The sequence below is a fragment of the Roseiconus nitratireducens genome (genome assembly GCF_008629675.1).
GTDB lineage: Bacteria > Planctomycetota > Planctomycetia > Pirellulales > Pirellulaceae > Stieleria > Stieleria nitratireducens.
This window is the reverse complement of record NZ_VWOX01000004.1, coordinates 538,819-553,437: the sequence shown is the minus strand read 5'-3', so window position 1 is coordinate 553,437 and position 14,619 is coordinate 538,819. Positions and strand designations below refer to the sequence as shown.

At 60.7% G+C, this 14,619-nt stretch carries 10 protein-coding genes and 1 riboswitch; all 10 genes read left to right on the top strand.

Annotated elements, in window-relative coordinates; translation table 11 throughout:
- The first annotated feature begins 28 nt into the window (after positions 1 to 28).
- Complete coding sequence (locus tag FYK55_RS28965) at positions 29 to 1,951, top strand: hypothetical protein (protein ID WP_161604405.1); 1,923 nt, start codon at positions 29 to 31, stop codon at positions 1,949 to 1,951.
- Between the two features lie 204 nt (positions 1,952 to 2,155).
- Positions 2,156 to 3,706, top strand: a complete 1,551-nt coding sequence (gltX, locus tag FYK55_RS09885; protein WP_150076222.1) for a glutamate--tRNA ligase — start codon at positions 2,156 to 2,158, stop codon at positions 3,704 to 3,706.
- Between the two features lie 220 nt (positions 3,707 to 3,926).
- Positions 3,927 to 5,357, top strand: coding sequence for a c-type cytochrome (locus FYK55_RS09880; protein WP_235908560.1), 1,431 nt, complete (start codon positions 3,927 to 3,929; stop codon positions 5,355 to 5,357).
- A gap of 366 nt (positions 5,358 to 5,723) precedes the next feature.
- Positions 5,724 to 7,433 (top strand): glutamine--tRNA ligase/YqeY domain fusion protein, encoded by a 1,710-nt coding sequence (locus FYK55_RS09875; RefSeq protein ID WP_150076221.1) that lies wholly within the window; start codon positions 5,724 to 5,726, stop codon positions 7,431 to 7,433.
- 51 nt (positions 7,434 to 7,484) lie between these two features.
- Positions 7,485 to 8,618 (top strand): aminotransferase class I/II-fold pyridoxal phosphate-dependent enzyme, encoded by a 1,134-nt coding sequence (locus tag FYK55_RS09870; protein WP_201743665.1) that lies wholly within the window; start codon positions 7,485 to 7,487, stop codon positions 8,616 to 8,618.
- A 175-nt stretch (positions 8,619 to 8,793) separates the two neighbouring features.
- Positions 8,794 to 8,873: riboswitch (cyclic di-GMP riboswitch) on the top strand.
- Between the two features lie 140 nt (positions 8,874 to 9,013).
- Complete coding sequence (locus tag FYK55_RS09865) at positions 9,014 to 9,403, top strand: response regulator (protein ID WP_161604404.1); 390 nt, start codon at positions 9,014 to 9,016, stop codon at positions 9,401 to 9,403.
- An 81-nt stretch (positions 9,404 to 9,484) separates the two neighbouring features.
- Complete coding sequence (locus FYK55_RS09860; protein WP_150076218.1) at positions 9,485 to 9,682, top strand: hypothetical protein; 198 nt, start codon at positions 9,485 to 9,487, stop codon at positions 9,680 to 9,682.
- Between the two features lie 54 nt (positions 9,683 to 9,736).
- Entirely contained in the window at positions 9,737 to 10,285 is a 549-nt protein-coding gene (locus tag FYK55_RS09855; protein ID WP_150076217.1) for a chemotaxis protein CheW, read from the top strand.
- Positions 10,282 to 11,661, top strand: coding sequence for a methyl-accepting chemotaxis protein (locus tag FYK55_RS09850; protein WP_150076216.1), 1,380 nt, complete (start codon positions 10,282 to 10,284; stop codon positions 11,659 to 11,661). The genes FYK55_RS09855 and FYK55_RS09850 overlap by 4 nt, the downstream gene beginning before the upstream one ends.
- Complete coding sequence (locus tag FYK55_RS09845; protein WP_150076215.1) at positions 11,661 to 14,552, top strand: hybrid sensor histidine kinase/response regulator; 2,892 nt, start codon at positions 11,661 to 11,663, stop codon at positions 14,550 to 14,552. The genes FYK55_RS09850 and FYK55_RS09845 overlap by 1 nt, the downstream gene beginning before the upstream one ends.
- Positions 14,553 to 14,619: the final 67 nt, after the last annotated feature.

Sequence of the window (14,619 nt, the reverse complement as noted above, 5' to 3'; positions counted from 1 at the left end):
GAGTGCCGCGGCGAGGGCCGATTGAAAGTTGCTAGCGAACCGTTCGGTCCCCGAGTTTTCCCCGCTAAACATGCCGCAGGTACGTCGCAGTTCAGACCGTCGGCGTCGCGTGCTGTATCAATCGCAGGCGGCCCCTCCTCCCGCGTCGACACCGGCGCTTCGACGTGAGATCGAAAAACTGCGCGAGGCGCGTCAGCCGGCCAGGCCGTTCGGTTCACGAGTGCATCAGCCCCTGCGAGGTCGTTGGTTCTCCCTGGTTCCCGTTTCGTCGGCGGGCATGATCGCCGTGGCCGCGTCCCTGTTGGGGATCGGAGCCCTACTCAGCCTGGGACATCACCTGGCGGTGACCTGGCCCGCCCTGGCGTTTCGCCCATCGGTGGCTCGCCCCTTGCGGATCGATCGTCCCGACAGCTTTGCGACCTGGTGGCTGGCGATGGTGCTGTTGGCGTCCGCCGGGGTGGCGTTGCTGATCTATCAGCTCCGTCGGCACCGCAGCGATGACTACCGCGGTCACTATCGTTTGTGGCGTTTGACGCTGGTCGTACTGCTCTTGGCAAGCATCAATTCGGTGGTCGGACTGATCGCCTGGACGGGTGGCTTTCTGGATTGGGTGTTCGGCGATCGCGCGGTGCTGTCCGGCGAGAACTGGTTACGGCTGCTGGTCGACGTCGGCGGGATCATCCTGACGATGCGGTTGGTCGCCGAGGTCTACCGCTGCCGAACCGCCCTGATCCCGATGCTCGCCTCGGCGGGACTGCTGGGCTTTGCCGAAGCCGCTTCGTGGAACCTGATCGCCGTGGATTCTGTATTGAAAGCCACTTTGGTCTTGTCGGCACCGATGCTGGGATTGACGTGTCTGCTGGTGGCCACGATTGCCTACTTGCGTTCCTTGTATCGACAGGTTCGCAACATCGCCGACGCACCTCCGCTGCGCGAGCGTCTGTCACTTTGGATCGACGGGATTCGCGATCGCGATGCCACGTTCCGCGTGGTCGGTGCCGAGTCGGAATCGGACGAGGAGGCTGCCGACGAGGCGGACTGGACAGATCCAGACGACGAATCGAGCGACACCGCTGAAACACGTTCGAAATCGAGGGGCGGCAAAACCGAGGACTCCGCCGACAAGTCTGGCAAGCGACGCCGCTGGTGGTCCCTGCCGTTCGGGCGAAGGTCGGAGCGCCCGGACCGAGAGGCCGCCGCAGCCGACTCGGATTCGCAAGAGAACGATTCACGGACCGCCGAACCATCCACGGGGCCGTCGCGGCGAACCCCGTTGCGTGATCGTCTGCAACGACGGTCGACCGAATCATCCCCAAGTCGGGAGGCTGCCGGGCCGGGGCAGGACGAACCGGGGAAGGACACGCGTGGGAAGACCGACTCGGGCGAGAAGCCCAAACGTGGCCGCCGTCGCTGGTTCGGGTTGCGTCGTGCAAAACCTGACGCGGCCGATGGCGGCACTGCAAAGTCCGAGGGGGCCGCCAAGCCGAAACGCGAACAGCCCGCTGCGAAGGCCGAGAAGAAACGCCGATTTTCGCTCCGCTTGCGTCCGCAGGCCTCGCCAGCGGACGATTCCGGACAGGACGGTTCCGGTTCGACGCCTGGGCAAGCGGCGTCTTCGCAGTCCGACGAAGCCAACGCTTCCGGCCAACCGGACTCGGCAGCAAAGAAGGGCTTGTTCAGCCGGTTGTTGTCTCGTCGGTCCAAGTCGGACGTTTCGAAGTCTCCTTCTAAACCCAAACGTAACGCTGGGAATTCCGATCAGACGGGGAAACGGCATTCGCCACCGGAGCGACCCGCCGCCGGCAGCGATGCCAGTTCGCGGGGAGGAGACGACGATGACTTCGAAGACGATTCCCTGTTGGATCCTGATCAGATCGATTGGAGTTCGATGAGCAAGTCGGAACGGCGACGGATGCGGAAACGACTGAAACGCAGCGGCCAGGCGGCATGAGACCGCGGCGGTCGTCGTGCAGACGGCCTCTGTGCAGACGGCCTCCGCCGAGCGACCGGTCGCCATTCGACCGCTTTTCTGCCCGGGCAAGTCGATTTTGCCAGTGGTCCCGACAGCCGGAACGCAACGCAGCGGACTTCGTCAAACCGGTCGGCGCTGATATCGTGGGACGTTTCCTCCATCAACGCCTGAATCCGACCATCCATGATTCGAACCCGTTTTGCACCCAGCCCGACCGGCTACCTTCACATTGGCGGCGTCCGCACCGCGCTCTTCAATTGGCTGTTGGCAAAGCAAACCGGCGGTCAATTTGTGCTACGGATCGACGATACCGACGCACAACGCAACGTCCAGGAAGCGATTCAGCCGATTCTGGATGGCTTCAAATGGCTGGGGATCGACTGGGACGAAGGCCCCGAAGTCGGTGGACCGCATGGCCCCTACTATCAATCACAGCGGGTGGAATCGCACAAAGCTGCGGTTGCCAAGTTGTTGGACAGCGGGCACGCCTACCGTGATTACGCCCGGCCAGAGGAATTGAAGGAGGAACGAGAAGCCGCCGAGAAGCGCGGCGAGCGTTTTTTCTACGACCGACGTTGGATGGCGGCCGACGATCAGCAAGCCAAGGCCTATGAGTCCGAAGGGCGGCAGGCGACCATTCGTTTGAAGATGCCGCGGAGCGGTGAGTGCGTGATCGAGGATCTGGTGCGGGGAACGGTGCGAGTCGCGTGGGAAACCGAACAGGATCACGTGATCGCTCGAACCGACGGCAGTCCTCTGTATCACTTGGCCAGCGTCATCGATGACCATGAATTTGGGATCACGCATGTGGTGCGCGCCGAGGAACACCTGCCGAACACGCCGCGGCAAATCTTCATCCTGGAATCGCTCGGATACGATCGGCCCCAGTACGCGCACCTACCGTACGTCGCCGAGCCCGGTGGCACGGCAAAGCTGAGCAAGCGGAAGCTTTCCAAGTATTTGAAGAACAAAGGGTTTGCCGATCTGTTGGAACACGGCCAGCGGATCGCCGACCGTTGTGACCTGCCCACCAATGCGGACACCTTCAATCCCGTCATCGTGGATTTCTATCGCGAGATCGGGTTCTGTCCCGAGGCGCTGCTGAATTACCTGTTGCTGCTCGGCTGGTCGTTGGACGGTGAGCGGGAAAAATTCAGCGTGGCGGAGATGACCGAATTGTTCTCCCTGGACCGCGTTACCAAGTCCCCGGCATCATTCGACCCGCAAAAGTTGCTGGCCTTCCAGGCCGACTACTTCGCGGCCTTGCCGGTGCAGCAACGCTTGGCCGCCGTTGCGCCGTTCGCCGTGCGGGCCAAACTTGTGTCTTCGGCCGACGATCCGACATTGGGGGCGGTCGTCGAGGCGGCCGGGGACCGATTGAAAGTCGCCGGCGACATCATCGACTTTGAGTACTGCTTCACCGACGCCATCGATTACGACCCGAAGGCGTTTGAGAAGCGGGTGGTCAAGCCGGATGATGCCGTCGGCTTGCTGTCGGATTTCCGCGACGTGGTGCTGCAGGCGTCGGCCTTTGATGCGGCTTCCGCGGAGGCACTGTTGAAGAATTATTGTGAATCAGCCGGCATCAAAATCGGTCAGATCATTCACGCGCTGCGAGTGGCCGTGACCGGTCGGGCGGCCGGTTTCGGCATGTTCGATACCCTGGCAATTGTCGGCAAAGACAAGGTGGCCGAGCGGATCGCTGCGGCCATCGAGCGGGCTTCCCGCTCCTAGGGGCGGCGGGCGGAGATCCGTCTGCGGCCGTCCTGGGCTTGCGCCGCTGGCACACCCATCCGGCCCACGGACCGGCCACGGGCTTTCCATCCCTGCTGCGGCAAAGCGGCGCGGCGGCCATCCCGGGGGCGACTTCCCGCCAACGGGCTCCTGGACGTTTGCCGGGATCCGTTAGAATGACACTGTCCAACTTCCACCGGTTCTTACCCTCTGATCGACCATGAATCGACTTTGTTACTTCGCCACCGCGATGGTGTTGCTCGCCGGATGCAGTCGCCAGGGCGGCGAGCAAGTTGAAACGTTTGAGCCCAACCTGGTGCACGCGATGAAGTACCAGATGAAGGAAGGCATCCCGATGAACCAGGCGGCACGCGACGCCAGCTGGATCGTCGGACAGATGTTTGGGACGCCGGACAATCCGAAACTGCCCGAACTGTTTCAGGACGAAGACTTTGCCGGCCTGATTTCGATGGAGCGTCTGCAGCAGGCTGCCGGACCTCCGGGGCCGGACAGCGGGCTGTACCGGCAGCATTGTGCCAGTTGCCACGGGGTGACCGGCAACGGCCGAGGCGTTAATTCGGCCTTGCTGGATCCTTACCCCCGCGACTATCGCGCCGGAATCTTCAAGTTCAAATCGACCGAGCGTGGCGCCAAGCCGGTGCGAGAAGATTTGGCCCGCACGATCCGCCACGGGATCGCCGGGACGACGATGGTGCCCTACAGCGAACTGGCAAAGCAGTCGATCGGGACCGGCGAACTTCCCGACAAGTCGGCTGACGTGGCAGCGCCGGCCGAGATGTCCGACGAAGAAGCGGCAAAGCTGGAGGAGCAAATCCAGGCGTTGGTTGACTACGTGATTTACCTGTCGATCCGCGGTGAGGTCGAACGCACGTTGATCGATGACGCGGTGTTCGAGTTGGATCTGGCCGGAGGTGACCGCGTCATCAACCGCGAATTTGGTGAATCCTTGGCCGGTGGCGGTCGCGAGGAAGTGGAGCAACAGATTGCCGCTTGGGAAGAAGCCGGCGAACCGGAAGATACCCCGGGTGAGGCCTTGGCCGACAAATTGGAGCTGTTCGACGAGTCGATGGAGATTGCCGAAGATTTGACCGCCGATATCGCCGACCAGTGGCTGGAAGCGGAAGACGAAGTGGTGGAAGTGCCTGAACCGCCGAACGACATCCCCGTGACGGAGTCGCACGACGATTTCATCGCCAAGAGCCAGGGCGAGCAGGCCGAAGCGCTCGCCAAATCGGTGGCACGCGGCAAGGAGGTGTTTCTTGGCAAGGTGGCCTCCTGCAGCAAATGCCACGGGGAGAAAGGGCACGGCGATGGGCAGACCAACGACTATGACGACTGGACCAAAGACTGGACCGAACGAGCCGGTTTGAAACCAGAGAATACCGAGGCGCTGATTCCCTTGATGGCCCGCGGGGCCTTGCCGCCGAAGAATGCGAAGCCGCGCAATTTCGCCGACGGCATCTTCCGAGGCGGTGAGTCTTCAGAGGACCTGTATCGGCGGATTTCGCAGGGCATCGAAGGATCGCCCATGCCGGCCTCCACGTTTGTGGAAGGCGAATACGACAAGGACGACATTTGGAACCTAATCAACTTCGTGCGCAGCGTCGAAGCGAACGCCCCCGGAGCCTGATTCGGTCCCCGCTTTCGGCGGCACCGCTTCGCGGCCCCAACGGGCGGCGCGGAACTGGCCGGCACGGCACCGGCCAGTGCGGAACCGGCCAGTGCGAACCTTGGTCGGGCGCCAGCCGGTCATGCTGGCGTTGATTTTCCGGCGCGTTTGTAGTTTGATCCGCGTTTTCACGAACTCCCGGCACCCCGCGTCAACCGATACCACGCGTCAACCGGGTCACGGTGGCCGAGCTCGCCGGCTTGCGCTCCGTTCGCAGGCCACGCGAATTTGACTCCGTCGTCACTCCGGCCATTCGCGTGCAACATGCGTCCCGTGGTCGGGCCGCCAAGTAACCCTCTCCAAGAATTCAGCCGCCAAGGCAACCTGATGTCCGACAACCATCGCGATTCCCATCCCGAGCCAGGAGCCCCGCGTGCGACGAAGAACTTCATCGAACAAGCGATCGATGCCGATCTGGCGGCCGGAAAAGCTGCGGGCGTGTTCACACGGTTTCCTCCTGAACCCAACGGTTACTTGCACATCGGGCACGCCAAAAGCATCTGCCTGAATTTCGGCTTGGCGAAAAGCTACGACGGGACCTGCAACCTTCGTTTCGATGACACCAATCCGTCCAAGGAGGAAACGGAGTACGTCGAATCCATCCAAGAGGATGTCCGCTGGCTGGGTTTTCAGTGGGACAATCTGCACTACGCCAGCGACTATTTCGAACAGCTGTATCAGTGGGCCGAACAATTGGTTCAGGATGGGCACGCCTACGTCTGTGACCTGGATGCGGAGAAAACGCGCGAGTACCGCGGGACCCTGACGCAGCCGGGGACCAACAGCCCCTACCGGGATCGGACGCCCGAGGAGAATCTGGAGCTGTTGCGAAAGATGAAGGCCGGCGAGTTTCCGACCGGTGCGAGGACGCTGCGCGCAAAGATCGACATGGCGTCGCCGAATTTGAATCTTCGGGATCCCGTGATGTACCGCATCATGCACGCCCACCATCATCGCACGGGTGATCAATGGTGCATCTATCCGATGTACGACTGGGCACACGGCCAAAGCGATTCGATCGAAGGAATCACGTTCTCGATCTGCACGTTGGAATTCGAAAACCACCGGCCGCTGTACGATTGGTACTGTCGGACCTTGGGGATCCATCATCCGCGTCAAATCGAATTCGCGCGTTTGAACATGACCTACACGGTGATGAGCAAACGAAAACTCTTGCAGTTGGTCAAGGAAAAGCACGTCAATGGTTGGGACGACCCTCGCATGCCGACCATCAGTGGATTGCGTCGGCGGGGTTACACGCCGGAGTCGATTCGCAACTTTGCGACCGATGTGGGCGTGGCAAAGTTCAACAGCACGATCGACGTCATTCGGTTGGAGAACTCCGTCCGCGAACACCTCAATCGAGTCGCCCCACGACGAATGGTCGTGTTCGATCCGATCAAGCTGACCATCACCAATTGGCCTGAGGGAAAGGTCGAAATGGTGGAGGCGACCAACAATCCCGAGGATGAATCGGCCGGCACGCGAATGGTGCCGTTCAGCGGATCACTGCTGATCGGAAGCGACGATTTCCGCGAAGAGGCGCCGCGGAAATTCTTCCGATTGAAGAAAGGCGGCGCGGTGCGGCTCCGCTCGGGCTACATCATCGATTGTCACGATGTTGTCAAAGACGCTTCCGGGAACGTCACGGAAATCCTGTGCACCTACGACCCGGAAACAAAAAGCGGGCAAGACGAATCGGGACGAAAAGTGAAAGGCACCATCCACTGGGTGAGTGCGGAGCAGGCGGTCAAAGTCGAGGTCCGCAATTACGACCGTTTGTTCGCCGTCGAGAACCCGGAAGTGGCCGGCGAGGGTCAGACCTTTTTGGATCACCTGAATCCCGATTCGTTGACCGTTACCGAGGCTTTCGCGGAACCCGAGTTGGCCGAGTCGAAGCCGGGCGACCGGTTCCAGTTTGAACGCTTGGGCTACTACGTTGTCGATCGCGATTCCGGCGAACAACTGGTGTTCAACCGTGTCGTTCCGCTGCGAGATAGTTGGGGCAAAATGGTGGCGAAGGGCAAGGACAATTGATCCGTCCGTCTACCGATCGGTGTCTCCGGCCGCACGTTGGGAATCGATCCCATGTGGGATGATCTGTCCGAATCACTGAGCGACTTGCGCCGCTGCGGACGTCTGCGGAAGTTGACGCCCACCGACTCGCGGGGCGTGCGGTTGGTTTTGGAAGATGGAAGCGAACTGGTCAATTTTGGTTCCAATGATTATCTGGGCCTGGCGGCGGTGGTGGGAGAATCCTCGCCCGATCGGATGTCGGCCGGGGCGACTGCCAGTGCACTGGTTTGCGGCTGGACGCGGCGACACCAATGTTTGGCGGATCGCATTGCCGCCTTGGAGGAAACCGAGGCCGCGGTTGTCTTTCCGAGCGGTTATGCCGCTTGTTCGGGGACGATCGCCGCACTGGGCCGAAGCGGCGATTTGATCCTGAGTGATCAGCTGAATCACGCATCCCTGATCGACGGATGCCGATTATCGCGGGCCGACTGCATCGTCTATCCACACCGCGACATGAACTCGCTGGCGGAGGTTTTGGCTCGCTGTCGCGGCCAGTACGGTCGGGCCTGGATTGTGACCAACACGGTGTTCAGCATGGACGGCCATCTCGCACCGCTGGCTGAATTGGCTGACATCGGCGACCAATTTGACGCCAACCTGATCGTCGATGAGGCCCATGCGACCGGCGTCCTGGGCGACCGTGGCAGCGGTGCCTGTGAGTGGCTGGGAGTCAAGGATCGCGTGGCCGTTCGCATCGGCACTCTCAGCAAAGCGCTTGGCAGCCAGGGCGGATTCGTCGCCGGACCCGGGGTGGTGATCGATTATCTGCTCAATCATTGCCGGCCGCTGATCTACAGCACGTCACTGGCCCTGCCCGCGGTCGAGTCGGCGATTGAGGCCTTCGATCGCATCGAACGTGAGCCGGAGCGACGGCAGCGTGTGCGAACGTTGGCCGAGCGGGTGCGGATGTCGCTGGGACTGGAGTGCGACCCCGTCGAGGCGGTGGTACCGATTTTGCCGATTCCGGTCGGTCAAGACGGTCGTGCGGTGGAACTGTCGGCCCGCCTGCGGCGGTCGGGGCTGTACGTGCCCGCAATCCGCCCGCCAACGGTTCCTGACGGCCAGGCTCGGCTGAGGGTTTCGTTGTCTGCGTCACACAGCGATGAAATGGTGCAACGTCTGATTGCGGGCCTGGCGACGCTCTGATTGGTTGTCAAGTTTTGCGGATTCGCTTGACTCTTCGTCCCAGTGACCCACGTTTCACCAAGGAATTCTTCAGCAGCCGCTGACGGATTCCGGTGGAAATGATCCACGCCGGGGGGAGCGATGTGGAGCTTTGGCAACGTCGCTGCGCACCCCATGTGAAACCGATGATGCCGGTTTCGCGAAAAGGCAAGCCGGCCGTGAGGCCGTGCACGCAAAGTGACGGGTCTCCGTTAGGGAGACGGCCGCATTACCGAACGAACATCCGTTTCACATTCGCGCCAACTCGGGTCGCCGCGTTGGTTCGCCGGAGTCCATCCATGCCCCTAGCGAATTCGTCGGCAGATTGCCGCTTGCCCGCTGGCACGCGAAGTCATCGGTCTGGCCCGACCATTTTGGTGGCCGATGACAGCCGGGCAGTGCTGCGCGTCACCGAACGGGTGCTGGTTTCCGCGGGTTACCAGGTGGTGTCGGCTGAGGATGGGCGAGAGGCCGTCCGTCGTGCCCTGGTCACCAAGCCGCGGCTGATCGTTTTGGACATCAACATGCCGGAGTTGAACGGCTACGCCGTCTGTCACCACTTGCTGACGCAACGTCGTTGGGACCCGCGTACCCCGGTGATCTTCTTGACCAGTTCCGACGGACCGCATCTCGCGTCACTCGGCGATCGGTTTGGAGCTTATCTATCCAAGCCTGCCGATCCTCGTCTGCTGCTGCAAACGGTGCGGACGCTCCTGGATCCGCAAACACGCAAGCACACCAACCAACCCTGTTTCCTTTCGGGCTAACCGCGTCGAGTCTCCAGCGGGCTCCATCACGCTGACGTCCATTGAAATCGAAACAAGGTTCCATTCTGTAGCAACGACCTGATGACCGAACCAACAGAATCGCAAGTCGACGAAGAACTCGGGTTAAACGCCGAGATGCTGGATGAATGGGAAGCGGAATTGAACCAATTTGCTGCCGAGATCAAGCAACGGTTGTCACGCCTGTCCGTCCATTCCATGGACCCCAACCCAATCCAGAACTCCGGTCTCGCCGACCCTTCCGACGGCTGGCACGGATAGTCCCATCGATTTGACTCGATTCCTTCTTTGTCCCTTTTCGACCCTTAGACACTGATGCAAAGCACACTGACCAGTCAATCTCGAATTGCCACGTTAAGTGACAAACACTGTGTCTTTCAGTGTGGCGATTCGTTGTTCTCTCTGCCGGCGACCGCCGTTCGGGAAGTGACGATCATGCCGCCGGTGGTGCGCGTTCCGTTAAGTCATCGTGCCCTGGCGGGCATTGGGAATGTCCGCAGCGAATTCCTTCCCGTCATCGCTCTGGCCCCCATCGTCGGCGATCAGGCCCGCTTGACCGATCCATCCACGGGGCAGTTGTTGGTCGTCGCGAGCCAATTCGGATGTTGGTCAATCGCCATCGACCGAGTCGTCGCGATCGACGCCTTGGAAACGCACGTCGACGCGGGCCAGCGAAACGAAAACAGCGATTCGGTCTTGCTCGGGACGGCGACCCATCGCGGCAAAGTCATCAGCGTCTTGGACGCCAATGGGTTGCAGCGGATGGCTCAACAGATTCTGGAAGGCCACTGGGCCAGGACCGAAAGCCTTTTCACATCCAATCTCACAGAAACCACGTCAGCGTCGGAGTCGCACGCGAAATGAAATCCAACGTCACCTTTTTGGCAAGCCACGGTTTGGTTGCGGTGGTGGCCATCGCTGCAGCCATGGCCGCCTCTGCTTTCACCAACGGGCTTCAATGGGCCGTCGCCCTGGGCGCCGCTGCGCTGGCCGCAGCTGTCGCTTCCTGGTTGTTGTCGATGCGTCTGAAGGATGGCGTCGAGCAATTGCAAAAAATGCTGGTGGAACGTCAGCAACTGATCGTTTCATGCGGAATCCAAGAACTCGATTCGCTCGGGACGACCGTCATGCAAACCGCAAAGCGATACGACGACGTTGAAGCCACGAGCCGGCAAAACGCCCGCGAACTGCAAGCGATGCTCAGCCGATTGACGCGACGCGGCGGCAACGACGCCATCGATTTCTCCGAACTCAAGAGCGTCCTCGGTGGATTGGGACGCTCCTTGAACGAACTGATGGGCCAAGTCGAAAAGGATGTCGTCGAAATCGGCCGGTTTGCCGGCGAGTTGGGCAATGCAAAACAATCCGACGTCACCACGCGAACCATCACGTTGCTGCAAAGCCTGAATGAAGGAATCGATCGGGTCAGCGGGCGCTGCGAAGCTTTGCAGAGTCAGATTGGAGCCGCAGAGAAAACGGTGGAAACCGCGATCTCGCAAACCGATTCATTGGTGCAAGCGGTCCACCGAATCCGAACCTGCAGCGAGGCAAGCAAGAAGAAACTTCGCTCGCTGGGCGATCCCACGCGTCAGATCACCAACATCGTGGCGACGATCACCGATATCGCGGCTCGGACTGAGATGCTGGCTTTGAACGCATCGATCGAATCCATTCGCGCCGGCGAGCACGGCCGCGGGTTTGCCGTGGTCGCTGACGAAGTCCGCAAGCTGGCCGAGCAAACCGCTCATTCGGCCAAAGAAATCGGCGTGCTCGCCGAGTCGTTGGAAATGCAGACAAACGACTCGCTTTCGGTGCTGATGCGCGAACAAAACGAAGTCGACTCCGACATTGCCGTCGTGGAATCCATCCGCGAATCCTTGACGGAGCTGTCACGGATCACGGCCGCCGGTCTGTCGGCCGTCAGCGAGCTGTACCAACACGGCAGCCAGCAGCAGACGATCGTGCAGGGCCTTGCCGGAGGCATCGAATCCATCGCCGGCGCCAACCAGGACGATCGCAAACGGGCCGGCCACGCCACCTGGGCGATCAAGTCGTTGGCCAAAACCGCCATCAATCTCGATTCCACCATCCACCGCCTGCGCGGGTGCACCAATCCGAACCTGGATGCGGATCCCGCTGAGCGGCAACGACTGTTGGATCTGGCCAACCTGGTCCCCGCCGATGTGAACCATGAAATCACAAAGCAGGCTGAGCCGGTCGCGGCCGGGGAGGAACATTGATGAACGCTGATTCCAATTCCAGCGATCCGCTTGCCGCGGAGCCCGGACACGATCCAAACACCGGCGCCAACAGCGACGGCGATCGGCCCGACAGCATCCCGCAAGAGACGCGGGCCCGGATGGGTCAGTTCTCCGGCGCGATCGATTTGCTTTCCGAATGGTCGCATTCGGGCATCGCCGACAGCGATGAGAGTCTTCAGGAAACGATCGACATGTTGAGCAAATTGGCCGATTCGGTCGAGATGTCGCTGTCGGACTTTCGCGATGACCAACCCGACGTGTCGGAACTGGTGCAATTCGTGATTGAAAGCTGCGAAACCGTGCGTCAGTCGGTATCCAGCGACGATTCCGACGGAATCGACTACGAGCATCTTGAGATCCTGCGAGAAGAAATCGATCTCCGGATGGATTCCCAAGAATACCGCGACGACTTCGATTCTGATCACAACGATCTGCACGACGCGTCGTCCGGTCCAGACCACGGCAAAGATGAAACCGACGTGATCGCGCCGTCGCAGGAAGAAATTGCCGCGATGCTCAATGGGCTGCAATCGGCGGTTGCGGATGAATCGGGAGGTTCGCCCTCGCAGCATGCTGTTTCCGACTCGGACCACGGTCCCAGCGGCGGTGCCGGGCTGAGTGCCCCACCTGTCGACCAGGTGGAACTGGATGCGGAAATCCGTGAGGCTTTTCTGGACGATTCCACCCGCGGCTTGGAATCGATGGAACAGGCGTTGTTGGACTTGGAATCAAACCCGAGTGACGACGGACCGGTGCAGAGGATCCTTCGTGAATTGCACACGATCAAAGGCGCCTCGGCCAGCGTCGGGATGTCGCACTTGGCCGACTACATTCATGACGTCGAAGAGCTAATTCGGCAAGCGAATGAGTGTGGCGGCGAAATCACCGCGGAACTGCTGTTGCCGCACGTCGACTTGATTCGGGCGCGGGTTCTGGGCGAGGACCCCGAATCGGCGTCACCGCTCTCCGGTGGCGATCAACCTTCAGGTGCTGACGGATCGCCATCGTCAGCTGTCCGGTCCGGAGATGACACGACCACGGTGTCGATGTACGCCTCGCGGCCGCGCAAACAGGCAGCCGTTTCGATCACCGAGATGCACGGAGACGATGAAACCGTTCGCGTGAAATCGTCGAAGCTCAATCGCTTGCTGGACATGCTCAGCGAATTGGTGATGTTGCGCAACCAACGCGATACGGAAATCTCCGAACTGAAGGGGATTCACGACGAGCTGATTCACAGCGTGACCCGAATTCGGATGCTCAGCCACGAAGGTGAAGCGTTGCTGGCGAACGAGAATTTGCGTCATCAACGGCTGGTCGAGGAGGGCGTTTCGTTTTCTCACCTGAACGAAGTCGCCAACGACGTTCTTGAATCGGCTCAGCGTTTGCGAGATTGCTACCAACCGGTAGCCGATGGCAATCAAGCGGTTTCCCAGTTCATTCGCAACTTTCGATTGGAACTGGTGCAGCTGCGGCGAACTCCCGTCTCGGGCTTGTTCCGACGATTGCACCGGGCGATCAGCGACGCGTCGCGAACGGAGCACAAGCAGGTTCGCGTGGAATTGTTGGGCGAAAACACTGGCATCGAACGTTCCCTGCAGGAGCGGATCTTCGAGCCGTTGTTGCACATCGTTCGTAATTCAGTCAGTCACGGGATCGAAACGCCCGAGGAACGAACCGCCGCGGGGAAACCCGACGCGGGCGTGGTGACATTGCACGCCCACTCGGGGCCCGACCTGTTGGTCATTGAAGTTCACGACGATGGACGCGGTTTGGATTACGACGCGATCCGTCGGCGAGGCATTGAGCGTGGTCTGATCGAAGGCGACAAATCGATCAGCCGTGCGGAACTTGCCAGGTTGATCTTTCATCCCGGATTCTCGACGCGCGAGACCGCCAATCAGATTTCCGGCCGCGGAGTCGGGATGGACGTCGTCGCATCCACGTTGGAGCGGATGCGCGGATGGGTGGAAGTCGAATCGGAGACCGGCCAGGGATCGATGATTCGGTTGTCCCTGCCGCTACCGTCGATGATCCAACATGCCATGGTGTTCCGCTGCGGCGGGCAGTTGTTCGCCTTGCCGGCGCAATCGGTGCGACGAACCGGCGAGTGCGATCTGTCGCGATCGCCGGTCGACCTCAATCAGCTGTTGGCCCTGAATCCGAATGACGGTCACAACGAGCACGACCCGATCCAGCCGACCATGATCGAGTTGGCGTCCGGCGCGGCGTCCGACAGCGAGGGGGCCGGGGAATTTGCCCTGCTGGTGGACCGCGTGCTGGGCCCCGAAGAGGTGGTGTTGCGTCCGATGCCCCCGATGTTGAAGGCACACCCACTGTGCATCGGTGCAACGTTGTCGGGCATGGGAGAAGTCGTGTTATTGCTTGATCCGCGAGAACTTGCGGCTGCGGCGGAGAATATCGAGCAGGTCGTCGAGCAGACTTCCGCAAACGGCCAATCCGCTCCCAAAGAGCAACCTAAGGTTCTGGTAGTGGACGATTCCAAAAGCGCTCGGATGCGCGTGGTTCGTTCCCTGGAGAAGTATCCGGTCACCATTTACCAGGCCGACGACGGCCAGGCCGCCATGGAGCTTCTTTCCAAAGAGAACATTGCAACCGTTTTCAGCGACATCGACATGCCGCGGATGAGTGGCTTGGAGCTGCTCGAGATGATCAAGAACGAACCGAGATTCGAGTCAATTCCTGTCGTGATGATTAGCAGCCGCAGCAATGAGACCGCTGGCAAACAATCGCGCGAGCGGGGTGCTTTGGAATACGTCCAAAAGCCACTCACGCAGGAACGATTCGACGAGGTCGCCTGCAATTTGCCGTGGGCTCAGTCCACCGATCCGAAGCAATCCAAACATTGATGGCTGCCCGCGACCGCTGAATCGCCGTCGCGCGCGTCACCGTTGAACCTTTCACAGACTTTCCCCA

Coding starts and splice junctions, on each gene's coding strand:
- gltX (WP_150076222.1), top strand. CDS start 2,156: ATGATTCGAACCCGTTTTGCACCCAGCCCGACCGGCTACCTTCACATT.
- FYK55_RS09880 (WP_235908560.1), top strand. CDS start 3,927: ATGAATCGACTTTGTTACTTCGCCACCGCGATGGTGTTGCTCGCCGGA.
- FYK55_RS09875 (WP_150076221.1), top strand. CDS start 5,724: ATGTCCGACAACCATCGCGATTCCCATCCCGAGCCAGGAGCCCCGCGT.
- FYK55_RS09870 (WP_201743665.1), top strand. CDS start 7,485: ATGTGGGATGATCTGTCCGAATCACTGAGCGACTTGCGCCGCTGCGGA.
- FYK55_RS09860 (WP_150076218.1), top strand. CDS start 9,485: ATGACCGAACCAACAGAATCGCAAGTCGACGAAGAACTCGGGTTAAAC.
- FYK55_RS09855 (WP_150076217.1), top strand. CDS start 9,737: ATGCAAAGCACACTGACCAGTCAATCTCGAATTGCCACGTTAAGTGAC.
- FYK55_RS09850 (WP_150076216.1), top strand. CDS start 10,282: ATGAAATCCAACGTCACCTTTTTGGCAAGCCACGGTTTGGTTGCGGTG.
- FYK55_RS09845 (WP_150076215.1), top strand. CDS start 11,661: ATGAACGCTGATTCCAATTCCAGCGATCCGCTTGCCGCGGAGCCCGGA.